Origin of the sequence: Anaerobacillus sp. CMMVII, from assembly GCF_025377685.1 — a bacterium.
In the GTDB taxonomy this organism is placed as follows: Bacteria; Bacillota; Bacilli; order Bacillales; family Anaerobacillaceae; genus Anaerobacillus.
In genome coordinates this window covers 167421-182298 of sequence record NZ_JACEHK010000003.1, presented here as the reverse complement: position 1 = coordinate 182298, position 14878 = coordinate 167421, and the positions used below count along the sequence as shown (strand labels likewise).

The following is a 14878-nucleotide window of genomic DNA, read 5'->3' as shown; positions in this document are numbered from 1 at the left end:
AAAATGTGAATGAAATGTGAATGGAAACATTTGTAATGTTTTAATAGTAGAAAGGATAAAATGTACGAAAAAACGAACAATTCCATCTTTTTGGGTATATTGTTCGTCTTTTTAGTAAAATCCTGACATTTCTACTCATAGTTCAACAAAATTTTTAGGTAAAAGGATATACAAGCCGTTTTGCATTTGGGCAAAATATTTACACCCTAGTCATTTGCAGAAATTTGCTAGCATAAAAGAACAATTGTACACTATGTGAAATATCACAGTTTAAAAACATATTTCCGGAAGTTAATTGTATAATTGTGGTGAATAACTTTTGATAAACACTTGTAGTTGGAGATACAAATCTTGTTCAGGTAGTTTTTATTTTTGCATTTTTACATATTTAAAACTTTTTAGTTCAGGGAGGATACAACCATGATATTTGTGTACATCATTCTATTGATTTCATTAACTTTTAGCTTTTCATATTTACTCGGAAATGGATGGGAAATTTTAATAGGTTGTACCGAACAAGAGGAAGTAGAGGAAATATATAATGTTTATCGAGACTTAAAAGATCATAAGATTGCTTGCAAACTTAAAAATATGGAGCAAGAAATCTTCCTTAATAGTGTCGTTTTAAATTTACTCGTTAGAAAACGCGATCTCGAAAAAGCAAAAAAGCTGCTAAAGCAGCGCTCTAAAACACACTGTTTATAGATTTTTTACAGCAAACTTTAGGTTACATGAGCAAACTCTCTACCTATCTTCTTATCTGCCGTTCGAGCAAGCCTTTTATGTACCAGTTATGACTTCATTCTAACTTTTTCGCACTTACTTTATGTAAATATACATAATTGAGGTCATGTTGCTTATGGTATAATATCTTTGCCTAGTTATTGCTAAATGTAAACTAGAGTCTACCTGATTAGGATGACAATAACGTTATGATAAGTTTCACTGATATTAAAAAAGTCCATATTTACCTATTCTTCATTTTTTTTATTGGATGTAGTTTATTGGTTATACATGACATCTACTTCCCTATGGCAGTCTTTTTTGATTGGTTGCTATTTCTATCATTACTTGCAGCAATTCTTCTCTTAAATAAATATAAGATACTTCTCCCTTATAAAGGGAACTCGCTTTGCATGGATTCTTCTATCTATTTAGCCTCATTATTTATATTTGGTTTAGAGCTAACCTTATCCTTACTTTTTTTAGGGAGTCTAATTTACGCTATTCTTAACTCTAAAACAGAGTGGTGGAAACATTTATTTAATTTTTCGATGTTTGCAATTATGATTAGTAGTTCGTATTATATTTTTAGTTTTTCAGGTGGAGAACTTGGTTCAATTAATCTAGCAAGTACCATTCCATATCTATTGGCAATGGCCATTTACTTTATAATTAATACAGGAATTGTTAGTATGTATTTTAGATCCAATTCCGAGATGCTTTTTTTTTCAATATATAAAGAGATTGGCCAAGAGGCAATCGGAAATTACATCATTACACTTGCCCTGGCCTTCGTTTTAGCCATTCTTTTAGAAAGCAATCCTATCTTTGGAACAGTTATTTTCACATTCGTTATTGTTCTGTCATCTATGGCATTTATAAAATACTTTCATTTATACGAACAAATGTCTAACGATAAGGTCTATCAAGAGCAAATCCTACATTCGATCCCAATAGGAATTATTACTGAGGAACACAAAACTTCAGAGTTTTTTCTTAACTCCACAGCAAAGTCATTATTAGAATGTGATAAAAATAAAATTAGGCATTTATCTGCCGCAGATAAAAGTAAAAATGAATATTTTTGGTCAATTTTTTCATCTGAAAAAAGCTGTCAGAACGTCAAGGTTCCCTATAAAACGAATGACAACCAGCATCTACTATTAGTTTCCCAATCTCCTTTATATGACCAGAACAATGTATCTATTGGGAGAAATTTTTATTTTATCGATATTACCGATACAGAAGAACTAGAACAACGAATGCATCAATCTGAAAAATTAGCGGTTTTAGGTGGATTAGCGGCTGGGGCTGCCCACGAAATCCGAAATCCCTTAGCGGTAATTCACGGTTTTCTGAGCTTAATGAGAGACTCTTTTTCGGAGAAGGAACAAAAGAAGTTTTTTATTCCATTAATGTTAAGTGAATTTGATAGAATTAACCTTATCATCGAGGAAATGTTATTGCTCGCTAGACCTAGTAGTCCGAAATTTAAAGAGGTGAGTGTTTCGGATATTATTTCAGAAATTCCTGATTTCTATAATCAGTCCCCTATAGGAGAACAAATTCAATTTAAGATTAACTTAGATGAGACAACATTGCTTCTTGATGAAAAACAAATAAAACAAGTTTTATACAACCTAATTCGAAATAGTTGTGATGCGATGAATGGAATTGGAACGATCACCATTTACTCAAAACTTGATAAGGATACCTATCGTTTGTTTATCCAGGATACTGGGCCTGGAATTGCTAAAGACCTTCAACAGTCAATCTTTGATCCATTCTTAACGACCAAGGAAACAGGTACTGGATTAGGTCTAACAATAGTCCAAAGAATTATTGAAAATCATCAAGGTAGCATTCGACTATACTCAAGCTCTGAAGAAGGTACTACATTTGTTATATCCCTTCCACTTATAAAAACATAAGAAAACGTAAGATTAAAAGTATTCCATTGCGCCTGAAGCTAGACGTCAAGTACTAAAAACTCTTATATATTCTTAACTTATAAAAGAACAGTCCTCTTACGTAAGAGTGACTGTTCTTTTTATGTGATACTTGTAGGCAAAAAAAACACCTGATCGGCCCACCATTACTAAATTCCAGATATATTTCTTATGTTTTTTCAAATCTAAACATCCTTCAACATTTTCCGGGAAATGTTGCGTTTAGTTTTTATCTGATTTTCCCATAAAATGACGGAACTGGCCGGTTAAGGTATGGCCAGCTGACTAATAATGGCCTTATCACCCTTAAACTTTAGGTTGTTCGATTACGCAATCCATTTTCAATAAGTTTTTCTGAGTAAAAAGTTAGTAAGCAAAGCTTTTATGGTATAATTTTTTTAAAACTTATACTACCTAGTGACTGCTACTGCACTAGAATCTACTACAGTGGGATGGCAATAATATTATGTTTAAAACAATCACGAAGCCTTATCTTTTTATATTCATCGTTTCTCTAATTGGATGTAGTTTATTTGTTCTACATAATAACTACTTACTTAATGTAAATGATTGGTTGTTATTTTCGTTATTAACGATAGCTATCATTCTATTAAATAAATATACGATTCTCCTACCACATAAGGGGAATTCACTTTGTATGGATACAGCCATCTATATAGCCGTGCTGTTTATATTTGGATTAGAAATGACATTATCTTTACTATTTTTTAGTAACCTTTTATTTGCAATTTTTAACCGGAGAACTGTCTGGTGGAAACATGTATTCAATTTTTCGATGCTTACAATCATGGTTACTTGCTCCTATTATGTTTTCATTATTTCCGGTGGACTGATTGGCTCCATCAATTTAGCTAGTACGCTTTTTTATGTACTATCATTAGTGGTTTATTTTTCGATTAATATTCTTGCGATAAGTCTATTCTTTCTATTAAGTAACCCCTCGCTTGGTAGTTTATTGGTTGTACTCAAAGAAGTTGCTCAGGAGTCAATTGGGAACTATATTGTTACACTCGCCTCGGCATTTGTTTTAGCAATTATTTTTGAAAATAATCCTCTCTTTGGAACATTTATTTTTACGTTTGTGATCATTTTGTCATCATTGGCATTTATAAAATACTTTCATTTATACGAGCAAATGTCTACTGATAAGATATATCAAGAACAGATTCTCAATTCGGTCCCAATAGGAATTATTACCGTTGAAAACAAAACTTCCGAGTTTTTTCTTAATTCCACAGCAAAGTCTTTATTAGATATTGACGAAGACAAAATAAAAGGTCTAGCCGAGAAAGATAAAAGTGGGAATGAGTATTTTTGGTCAATTTTTTCATCTAAAAAAAGCTGTCAGAACGTCAAAGTTCCCTATAAAACAAATGAAAGAAATCATTTGCTACTTGTATCCCAATCACCTTTGTATGACAAAGACAGGAAATCAATTGGGCGAAATTTTTACTTTATCGATATTACCGAAACAGCAGAACTAGAACAGCGGATGTATCAATCTGAAAAATTGGCGGTTTTAGGTGGATTAGCTGCTGGTGCCGCGCATGAAATTAGAAATCCATTAGCAGTTATTCATGGTTTTTTAACATTGATGAAGAAATCCTTTTCAGAGCGACAACAGGAGAAATATTTTTTACCGTTAATGTTAAGTGAATTCGATAGAATAAACCTAATTATTGAGGAAATGTTACTCCTTGCTAAACCTGGTAGTCCAAAATTTAGAGAAATAAGTATATCGACAATCATTTCAGAAATTTACGACTTCTATCATCAGTCACCTTCTGGAAACGAAATTCAATTTAAGGTTAATTTAGTTGATGTAGCTTTGCTTCTTGATGAAAAACAAATCAAACAAGTCTTGTACAATCTAATTCGAAATAGCTATGATGCGATGAATGGAAATGGGTCAATCACCATTTTTTCCAAGGTTGAAAAAGATACCTATCGGTTGTTTATCCAAGATAATGGTCCTGGAATTCCTAAAGACCTTCAACAGTCAATCTTTGACCCGTTCTTAACAACCAAAGAAACAGGTACCGGATTGGGTCTGACAATAGTTCAAAGAATTATTGAGAATCATCAGGGGTCTATTCAATTATCTTCAAGCTCTGAAGCAGGAACTACTTTTGTAATTTCATTGCCGTTGATAAAGACGAAGACGTTAGCGACCGAGTCACCTCTACGTATGATTGAGTAAGAATGAGCTCTGAAGAAAAATCTATTAATTCAGTTTGTGTAAGGCTCCCCTTATGTAGTGGGAGCTATTTGCTATGAGAAATTGTAACTCACTCTTTTGGTAAAAACATCCCATTATGGGATTAAAGCACTTAAAATTTTAGGTAAATAGATCTAAACAAAACCATAATATAACAAAAACCGTGTTATTTTATGAGTTTTAAGTCCTGTTGTTTGGATAGTTAGTTGTAAAGACACTAAGATATTGGTAAAATATGTAGGAATATAAAGGAAATTCTCGTTTTTTTAAATATTGAAACAGTGTTTTTATTGATTGAATTAATTTAGAATAACAACCTAGATAATCTACTCATAATTAACATTATTTTGTGGGAAAATTTCATAAAAAAAAAACTTATTGTAGGTGTACGAATGGTCTTTGACGGAATTTTAATATCATTAATTGTCGGTTTTCTTCGCAAAGGTAATTTACTAGGTATAGCTAATCTAAAGCTGAATGCGGGGTTTGTATTTCCTTTGCTTCTAGCAATTCAACTATCAATCTATGTATTTCAAAGTAGATTTGAATTTCTTACATTAATAAGCGGATATCTATTTATTGCTGTTTACTTGTTTGGAATGTATTTTTTATGGTTAAATCGGCACCATCATGGCTTCATCTTAATCTTTGCTGGAGTATTTCTAAATTTTTTAGTGATGGCTTTAAACGGGGGAAGAATGCCAGTTTCTATGGAAGCTGCATTGGTTTTGGATCCTCATTACATTGATGTACTAAAAAATAGCGTTTATGGAAAGCATACATTATTGACTGAATCTACTAGGCTAGCTTTTCTTGGTGATGTCATTCCAATAACTAGTCCCTATCCCAAAAGCCAAGTAATAAGTATTGGCGACGTTTTTATGAATATTGGCGTATTCTTTTTTATTCAACATCTTATGCTAAGTCATAAAAAAATAGATATATCAAATCCTGTATTAAGTAAAGGAGGTGAAGTTCATGGATAAGCAAAAAGTAAAACTTACTTTACTTAACATTTCTATCATTGGTGCTCTAATACTTACATTTACATCAGGGTTTAGAATTTTTTAATAAAAAACAATTAATGGGAAGCAGAAATGCTTCCCTAAAAAAATATATGAGTGTGAGTGCAAATGACAAAACTAACAAATTTAAATTTATACATTATCACGGTAATTACACTTGGAGCATCTTCCTTTTTTTTACACACTGATTTTTCTAATCTTCTCACTATGGATTGGGCTATTTTTGTTTATTTGGTACTTTCAATTATTTTTTAATAAACTGTAAGATTATTCTACCACCAAAAGGAAATGCCTTAACAATGGAATCAGTCGTCTACTTAGCATCCCTTTTTATTTTTGGACTTGAGACGACATTATTTGTTTTGTTAGTTGGTAACCTTATTTTTTCCCTATTAAATCCAAAGATTTTTTGGTGGAAGCATTTGGTTAATTTTTGTAATTATTCATTAATGACTATTGGTGCCTATTACACCTTTTATTTTATTGGTGGAGAAATTGGTTCACTTCATTTGGAAAAACTACATGTTTATGTGTTAACCCTTATTGCATACTATGCAATTAACGTTACATTAGTTGGATTGTACTTCTTAATTTCCACTTCAGAAGATGTTTTCAAGATATTTAAAGAGATTATCTCGCAGACATTATTTGGTTACTTAAGCACGTTAGTAATGTCTGTTGTTTTAGCGAGTTTAATTATTTCTAATGAAAAGCTTGGACTTATCCTTTTTACCGGAGTTATAGGTCTTTTATCTATAGCCTTTAAGCAATATTACAATTTATTTGAAAAGGTAGCAAAAAAAGCAAATACAGATAGTCTAACGGGACTATATAATCATAGCTATTTTAAGGAAGTTTTAAGTGATCTGTTAAAAGATAAGAAAGGCTTAAAGATGAGCCTAGCACTTCTTGATATTGATGACTTTAAAAAGTACAACGATTACCATGGCCATTTGGCAGGCGATGAGCTTCTTAATTTCATAGGAACACTTCTAAAGAATGGGTGTAATGAAAAAGAATACTTTGTTGCTAGATATGGTGGGGAAGAATTTGTCATTCTCATGGAAAACGTTGAAAGTTCAGAGGCTATCATATTTTTAAATAAGTTACGAAAACAGATTAATGACTCCTATTTTTCTGGAGTTGAAGTTTTACCACATGGTTGCCTTTCATTTTCATGCGGTATTATCGAAACTGATGAGAGTGTCTATAACTCTGCAGAATTGATTGGAAAAGCTGATCAAGCGATGTATTACGCAAAATCACAAGGAAAAAATAATGTTCAACTTTATGATAGTAATCTAGTCTCCTATACCCTTTTAGAACATGAAAAGGAGTTAGAATTACTAGAACAACAAGTGAAAATTTTCCTCTATAAAGATGTGTATACATATCAGCACAGTAGACGCGTGTTCCAGTACGCTAGAGATTTCGCTTTTAAATTGAATTTAAGTGACTATGAAAAAAAATTGCTAATTTCAGGTGCACTTATTCATGACATTGGAAAATTAGAAATCCCTCGGGATATTATCAATAAAAAAGGTAAGCTAGAGCCTTTTGAATGGGAAATTATTAAAAAGCATGTGACATGGGGAAAAGAAATTATTGCGACGAATAAAGAACTCCATGACCTGATCCCACTTGTCGAGCTTCATCATGAAAGATACGATGGCAAAGGCTATCCATATGGTTTAAAAGGTGAAAGTACGCCAAAACTTGCGAGAATATTGTGCATCATTGATTCCTTTGACGCGATGACAACCGAAAGGCCTTATCAAGCAACCAAAACATTTGATGAGGCGGTAAAAGAATTACAACGATGTGCTGGAGCACAATTCGATCCGAATTATGTTCCGCAATTTATCGAAATGATAAAACAAAACTACCCTGAGAAATTCGAAGCAGAAACTGTGCAAGACGCTATTCGTCCCAAGCTTGCATAATTGGTATGAAACCACTCAAAAATGAGTGGTTTTTTTTGCGTTGGTTCTGAGGCAATAATTGATGTTAGTAATGATTATCCGCCACTTTCGTTGTAGCTAAAATATGGCCAAATTTAAAGTTTCAGCCCTCAAACTTCAAGTTTGGCCTAGTGAAACTTTAAATTTGAGCAGGTATTTTGCTCGAAACTTAAAGTTTAGTGAAATGACAGTTACTTACTTCTTCAAGATAATAAGGACAACCGCGGAATATTTGGAAGGCGCGCTTTCCGCCGGAGTTGTTCATGAAGATGAATGTCAATGAATTATCGTTTGAGGAGCTTGTTGTAAAATTTGAGCCGCTTATTAAAAAGCAAATAAAGCAACTAAACTATCTACACCAATATGATGAGCTGTATCAAGTGGGGTTAATCGCCTTGTGGGAAGCAAGCATAAAGTTCAATGAATCGAAAGGGCAGTTCCCAGGATACGCAAAGAAGTACATTCGTGGCAAGCTACTGAACTTTCTCACTCAAGAACGAAAATATCAGCAACGATTTCAATGCTGCCTAGAACCGGAAATGGTCGAAAGCATAGTAGCAACAGTAGAACCCGTACAAGTTTGTTTTCCAATCAATCGTATGCTACCTTTTCTTTCAAAGACAGAACGAATATGGCTCATAGAATTTTATGAGCATGGAAAAGGCCTTACCGAGATTGCTAAGCAATATAACGTTTCAATAGACACAGTAAAAACCTGGCGAAAACGCGCCATACTCAAACTACAAACAAACCTAAAAACTAGCGAACTACTAGACCTTTTAGGGGAGGGAGCCTTCGGAGGGGGTCTCGGAGGGGGTCTGACCCCCAGTGCTTTAAAGCGTTAAAACATTCTCGAAAGTTCACTTTCTCTATCAAGTCTAGGTAGCGCAAAATTGATTTACATTCTTAATGGTGAAAGTGAACTTTCTTTGGGGCTACTTGTAAATAGCCTCCCACAGGAAAGTTCACTTTCTCTTATTGAAATCAGCTAGTGCAAAATAAAATAGATTTACATCTCTGATGGAAAGTGAACTTTCTTTGAGTCTGACCAACTAAACTCACTAAATATAAAAATACCAGCGCGTGATTAGGACACGGCGCTGGTACTGCTTTTGATTAGTTTGCTTGAGTGAAACAAAGCTCTTTGGAAGAATATCTCCTTCATTTTTGGATCAAGACAATCTTTGTAAAGAGTGTAGTTATAATTCATCAAAAACTTGTGCCAACAAAGCCTAAAGAAATTCAACTCTACATTCTCCTCCTCATTTTCACATTAAACGTCGAAGGTTTTAAGTATTCGGTAGCTGGCTGGCGTATCATTAAGACTTAGCCCCTATAGCTTTGCGCCCTTCATCTTTCGTTGAGGTTGCCCTTTCGTACGTAATAATGCAAACTGAATTTTCACCGTTGGTGTCTTTATCGCGAGTTTAGGTCTAAATAACTGATGTTACTCTTATTTTGCCAAAAGCAACCAAATTCAAACAGTATCTTTTGACCTATTTTGTCTATTTTTGTAGAAAAATAGTAGTGGTAGTAGTTTACTATATTATAATATAATAATTTGGTAATTATTTATAATTTTGTAATTAGGAGGACATGATGTTACATCAACTTACGCAAGAGAAATTGCTTTTCATCCTTAAAGAAGCACAAAAACTTGGAGATACAAACCACAGTTTAACTTCTAAGGATTTAGTTAAAGAGATTGAAAAAATGCTTATCATTCAACCTAAAGTTAAGTCAATCTAACTGACATTACTATACATATGTTTATTAAACTACTGGTGTTTTTTCAGTAGTTTTTTTACTTTTTACAATAAAAACTTTCATAAGATTGCCCCAACTCGCTCAATATTTGTGATGTTTGTTACAAAATATATCTCCTGCGTTCCCTATAATAAAAAAATGGGAGGGATATAAAATGAATTTAGAAACCACATTTAAGAAGCCTCTAAAGAAACGACTAAAAAAACAACCTGTGCAACTTGCACGCAACGCTACACAAATCTTATTTTCACTGTTTCTTTTATATATAGGCTACCGCTTCTATCAATTTTACTTACACTTTGCGACCTTTGGATTGGAACCATTTGTTGAAAGGCCTGCAGCAGTTGAAGGATTTTTACCGATTAGCGCCCTTGTCGCATTAAAAGTTTGGCTTTCGACTGGACATTTCGATACGATCCACCCTGCTGGCCTTGTTTTATTTACTTTCTTTGTAGGTTCAGGGATCATATTTAAAAGGATTTTTTGCAGTTGGATGTGTCCGATTGGAACAATCAGCGAATTTGTTGGAAATATTGGTAAGAAGATTTTTAAACGTAATTATAATCCACCTAGATGGCTGACATGGTTCCTATACCCGTTAAAATATTTAATTCTATTCTTTTTCGTAAAAGCTATATTAATCGACATGCCTGCATTTTTTGCCTATGAATTTTTAAATAGTACCTATAATAAAATATCAGATGTTAAAATGATGTTATTTTTCTTAAATATCTCTGGTGTTGCATTTACAGTCATTCTTGTTTTACTATTACTCTCACTATTTATTAAAAATTTCTGGTGTCGTTTTCTATGTCCGTACGGTGCGTTTATAGGACTCGGATCAATTTTTACGCTAACAAAGTTCCGTCGAAATGAAGCTAGTTGCATCGATTGTAAAGCTTGTACTCGCGCCTGTCCAAATGGAATAGACGTAGCGACTAAGAAAGCTGTTCTAACACCTGAATGTACCGCCTGCATGCAATGCGTTGAGGCTTGTCCTGTTAAAGACACATTAGACATGACCGTTGCAACAAAGAAAGTCAATAAATGGATACTACCGGTTGGTTTTTTTGCTTTATTTTTTATCGTTATATTTTATGCAAAAATGACAGGACATTGGACAACAAACATTACCTACCTTGAATTTAAAGATTTAATATTCTTTCTTGATTAGCCTTGTTGAAGATCCAAGAGTCATTGCACTGTGCAATGACTCTTTTTGTATGAGGCTGTTTTCATAAACTTTGTGGCTTTAGAGCTTTCCAAGTCGAATTTTAGAAAAATGCCCCCGAGAACTTGATATATCATGCCTTTTCTAGCTATTCGTGAAGCAGCTCTTCTTTGAGAGCACTGCTCCTAAGTTTTTAGGTATGGGAAAGTTACTCATACAAACTGACACCATTCCCTAAAAAAACTTGTCCACCACTGACAAATTCTAACACTTTATTCACAATGGCAAATGATATATTAAAAGAAAAGCGCAAGGCTCCTACAAGTAAATGTTCTTCCAACCAAAAGTGCTTTTTTAAATGGGCTGGAAGGCATGCGCTATTTAAATTTTTCTAAAAAAAAGAGTATGAGGTGAGCGACGAATGTATTTTCACTATTTATTAGATGCAACGTTAGGTCCCCGTGTAATTTATTACGTTATTGAATGCTCTGTTTGTGGTTTTGATGAAGTATATTTTAAATCGCCTGAAAGTGGAGAGTTACTAGGAAGGGCTTGTGCTAATTGCAATTGTTTTCAAAAGTTTGATTTCGATAAAAATGTAGGTAAGAAAACACAATTACATCATAAATGCTCTTAAATTTTTAAGCGAATGAACTAGTAAACACACCCTCTATGCCCTTAGATAACATGGAGGGTGTGTTACTTTTTTTATATGGTCAAACTCCAGATTTAAATAGTTTAACGCTACTTTCAATAAACTCAGTTTCATTCATCGGTGAAACCTCTTCGCCGGCAACAAACTGTGCCATGAAGAAACCTAGGTTCACCCATAAAAACGACATTACATTAGCCTCAATGTCATCCCCTTTTATCTTCTCTCTTCGCTTCATTTCACTTAGGTATCGAAGCAAATATTCCTTTAAGATCTTCGGATTTTCAGCAGCCTTCCGACCAATTTCAGGATGGAAGTGGCGTTCTTGAAACGAAAGTATAACAATTTTTTTATTTTGATTCATATATTTGTGATACATTTTTGCAATTAAGGTTAAATCATGTTCTAAATCATAAATAATGTCTTCTTCAAATATTTTCTTCATACAAAAATTATAAGAATACTTCTCTACAGCGGCATCCAAAATTGATTTTTTGCTGCCAAATCTACGAAACAGAGTCATTTCACTAAATCCTGCTGCTAGTGCAATCTCCTTCATCGTGACTGCTTTATAACCCTTTTTCTCCATCAAATTTATCGCCGCTGATAATATCTTATCTTCAGTTGACGGTAATACTGCTTGATCTTCAACCATGATTACTCCCCCTAAACTACAACTCGACTAAATAATAACTTACATTAGGAGTATTCTTCTGTGACATTTAATACGAAAAGCACGAATTCACAAAATCAACACGTGCTTTTCGGCACTTTAACGCTTTAACTGACTGGGGGTCAGACCCCAATTGACACATTTATGCTGCAGCCTTTTGCTCACGCTGTTTTTATTTTAGAAATCATATTTTTTAGATATGGCATAACCCAACGGTCTCCACCGAAACGGCCAGCGTTGTAGCCTGCGAATAAGATGAAGATAGAAAGTAATACCATCCATGGATTAGAAGAGATAGTTCCTGCAAACATGAATGAGAAATTCATGACTACACCGAAGAATGCTGCGTAAGTTGTTAAAACTCCAAGAATTAGTCCAAGGCCTACTAGTACTTCTCCCCAAGCAACCATGATGCTAAATAGTTCAGCGTTTGGAAGTGCAAAATTTTCTAGGAATGCAAGATAAGTTGGGTAAACTACTTCTCCATGACTCACGACTGGATTATTTACTGCTCCATTGAGGTAGCCCCCTGCATTAAACGGGTCCCCTGTTACTTTTCCCCAACCTGCTGATAGCCAGCTCCATCCAAGATATACACGTAATACTGCTAATAAACCTGCTGCTATTTTGTTGTTTCTTAAGAAATTCATGACCATAACCGATCATCTCCTCATTGTTGTTTTATTGAGATAGTGAGTGATCGAGAAGTAAAAAAATTAAGCCGTTTAATCGAATAGTTCGATTAAAGTGAAGTGTGTTTGTGATCACTAACTATCTTCACTTATAGTATATAATGAGTTTCATAGTTCTGACTGTCCCACCTGTGAACAAACGATTGTGAAACGGTGAACAATCTGTGAATGAACAATCTAAATAAAAGTCCACCTTTATCTTTAAGAAATACTTGGACTAAAATGGACCTTCATTCGTGCTTTTTATAGTTAAAACTGGTCAGTCGGTTTTAATATACTCTCAACATAATATTTGTAGGTTTCTTTTTGGGAGTTTTCAAAATAAGCTAAGGTTTTTTCAGTGGATATATGAGGATTTTTCGAATCAGATATAAATGCTTGATAACTACTCCACGGATAATCCTGGGGACGCTCCACCATTTTTGCCTCTACCGGATTTAGATGAATATACCTACTCGCTTCTAGAAAATATTGTGGTGTATCAATTATTTCTGCTCCGTAACGTCCTTGAAATAGGTGTCCAACTAACTCATGCCGTTTATTAAAATAGATTGCATATCGGGAATTTATCATTTTCATAATTTCCTTAGGGTGATGGTCGATTGTTTCTAATAGAAGATGAATGTGGTTTGACATAAGACAATATGAGTGGAGGATAAAAGGGTAAATAGCGCGGGTTTCTTCTAGTATTTTTAAGTACCTATTTCGATCTTCATCATCATAAAAAACAGCTTCACGGCGGTTGCCACGGTTGGTAATATGGTACGTTGCCCCACCAAAATAAATCCTTAATTTTCTTGCCAAATCTAAATCGCCTCCTTGAACATTTTTCAAATTAGTAAATTCAACACTACCGCTGATTTTCCTCCTTTTAGAATGAAATAATTTACACTTTGCCAGTGCATTGGGGGCGCACCCCTCCCCCATGAAGGTTATACTTGATGTAATTATAATTGAACAAGTTATTAGATAAAGGAAAGTGAACTTTCGAAGTTATAACTATTAATTACAGGGTAAACAAAGTTAACTTTCACCGACACATGTGTAAATCCTCGGACAACTAATCAAATAATAGATGTAAATTTAAGAGGCTAAACTCTACCGGGTGCTTCCAACAAAAAACACGAGCTCCTTTTGAGCTCGTGCTTTAACGCTTTAACTGACTGGGGGTCAGACCCCCTCTGACACATTTAAGCCTTTTTGCTTATGCTGCCTTTATTTTTAGAAATCATATTTTTTAGATATGGCATAACCCAACGGTCTCCACCGAAACGGCCTGCGTTGTAGCCTGCGAATAAGATGAAGATTGAAAGTAATACCATCCATGGATTTGTAGATATAGTTCCGGCAAACATGAATGCGAAGTTCATGACTACACCGAAGAATGCTGCATAAGTTGTTAATACTCCAAGAATTAATCCAAGTCCTACTAGTACTTCTCCCCAAGCAACCATGATGCTAAATAGTTCCGCGTTTGGAATTGCAAAGTTTTCTAAGAATGCTAGGTAAGTTGGATAAACTACTTCTCCATGACTCACGACTGGATTATTTACTGCTCCATTGAGGTAGCCCCCTGCATTAAACGGGTCCCCTGTAACTTTTCCCCAACCTGCTGATAGCCAGCTCCATCCAAGATATACACGTAGTACTGCTAATAAACCTGCTGCAATTTTGTTGTTTCTTAAAAAATTCATGACCATAACCGATCATCTCCTCATTGTTTTAGTTTTTTTTGATAGTGGGTGATCGTTGGTTTGCTACAGTGTTTATCCGTATGATCTCGGATCGTGTTGGTTAGTGACCACTAACTATCTTCACTATTAGTATATAACGCTTAGTGCAGTTGTGACTGACCTACCTGTGAACAAATAGTTGTGAAACGGTGAAGAAAGTGTGACTATGAAGGATATTTTTTTACGATTTAAATAGCACACAAAAAGCGCGAGTCCTTCACGAACTCACGCTTTAGTACTTTGATTTCATGGGGGTAATTTAGAGAGGTCACTTTCTAACAATGATTGCACAA

General features: G+C 34.3%; 13 protein-coding genes and 1 riboswitch. Of the genes, 9 read left to right on the top strand and 4 right to left on the bottom strand.

Annotated features, from left to right (window positions below; all coding sequences use genetic code 11):
• Nucleotides 1-420: 420 nt before the first annotated feature.
• The 9 genes from H1D32_RS08135 (at nt 421) to H1D32_RS08095 (ending at nt 11472) form a co-directional block, all read left to right on the top strand.
• A complete protein-coding gene (locus H1D32_RS08135) occupies nt 421-705 on the top strand; it encodes a hypothetical protein (protein ID WP_261177782.1) in 285 nt (94 codons plus the stop codon).
• A 299-nt stretch (nt 706-1004) separates the two neighbouring features.
• Nucleotides 1005-2654 (top strand): two-component system sensor histidine kinase NtrB, encoded by a 1650-nt coding sequence (locus tag H1D32_RS08130; RefSeq protein ID WP_261177781.1) that lies wholly within the window; start codon nt 1005-1007, stop codon nt 2652-2654.
• A 484-nt stretch (nt 2655-3138) separates the two neighbouring features.
• Nucleotides 3139-4893: a two-component system sensor histidine kinase NtrB gene (locus H1D32_RS08125; protein ID WP_261177780.1), complete on the top strand. Its 1755-nt coding sequence runs from the start codon at nt 3139-3141 to the stop codon at nt 4891-4893.
• A 410-nt stretch (nt 4894-5303) separates the two neighbouring features.
• Nucleotides 5304-5897: a DUF5317 domain-containing protein gene (locus H1D32_RS08120; protein WP_261177779.1), complete on the top strand. Its 594-nt coding sequence runs from the start codon at nt 5304-5306 to the stop codon at nt 5895-5897.
• Between the two features lie 338 nt (nt 5898-6235).
• Entirely contained in the window at nt 6236-7879 is a 1644-nt protein-coding gene (locus tag H1D32_RS08115) for a bifunctional diguanylate cyclase/phosphohydrolase (RefSeq protein WP_261177778.1), read from the top strand.
• A gap of 287 nt (nt 7880-8166) precedes the next feature.
• Nucleotides 8167-8742 (top strand): sigma factor, encoded by a 576-nt coding sequence (locus tag H1D32_RS08110; protein ID WP_261177777.1) that lies wholly within the window; start codon nt 8167-8169, stop codon nt 8740-8742.
• 451 nt (nt 8743-9193) lie between these two features.
• Nucleotides 9194-9278: riboswitch (cyclic di-GMP riboswitch) on the bottom strand.
• A 215-nt stretch (nt 9279-9493) separates the two neighbouring features.
• Nucleotides 9494-9646: a hypothetical protein gene (locus H1D32_RS08105; RefSeq protein WP_261177776.1), complete on the top strand. Its 153-nt coding sequence runs from the start codon at nt 9494-9496 to the stop codon at nt 9644-9646.
• A gap of 172 nt (nt 9647-9818) precedes the next feature.
• The gene (locus tag H1D32_RS08100; protein ID WP_261177775.1) at nt 9819-10838 is read left to right on the top strand and encodes a 4Fe-4S binding protein; all 1020 of its coding nucleotides are present in this window, start codon (nt 9819-9821) and stop codon (nt 10836-10838) included.
• A 418-nt stretch (nt 10839-11256) separates the two neighbouring features.
• The gene (locus tag H1D32_RS08095; RefSeq protein WP_261177774.1) at nt 11257-11472 is read left to right on the top strand and encodes an acyltransferase; all 216 of its coding nucleotides are present in this window, start codon (nt 11257-11259) and stop codon (nt 11470-11472) included.
• 79 nt (nt 11473-11551) lie between these two features.
• On the opposite strand, the gene H1D32_RS08090 is transcribed toward H1D32_RS08095, so the two are convergent.
• The 4 genes from H1D32_RS08090 to H1D32_RS08075 form a co-directional block, all read right to left on the bottom strand.
• Nucleotides 11552-12142 (bottom strand): TetR/AcrR family transcriptional regulator, encoded by a 591-nt coding sequence (locus tag H1D32_RS08090; protein ID WP_261177773.1) that lies wholly within the window; start codon nt 12140-12142, stop codon nt 11552-11554.
• Between the two features lie 179 nt (nt 12143-12321).
• On the bottom strand, nt 12322-12816 hold the full coding sequence (locus H1D32_RS08085) for a DoxX family protein (RefSeq protein WP_261177772.1): 495 nt from the start codon (nt 12814-12816) through the stop codon (nt 12322-12324).
• A 285-nt stretch (nt 12817-13101) separates the two neighbouring features.
• Nucleotides 13102-13656 carry a transposase gene (locus tag H1D32_RS08080; protein ID WP_261177771.1) on the bottom strand — a complete coding sequence of 185 codons (555 nt, stop codon included), beginning with the start codon at nt 13654-13656 and terminating at the stop codon, nt 13102-13104.
• Between the two features lie 386 nt (nt 13657-14042).
• Complete coding sequence (locus tag H1D32_RS08075; RefSeq protein ID WP_261177769.1) at nt 14043-14552, bottom strand: DoxX family protein; 510 nt, start codon at nt 14550-14552, stop codon at nt 14043-14045.
• Nucleotides 14553-14878: the final 326 nt, after the last annotated feature.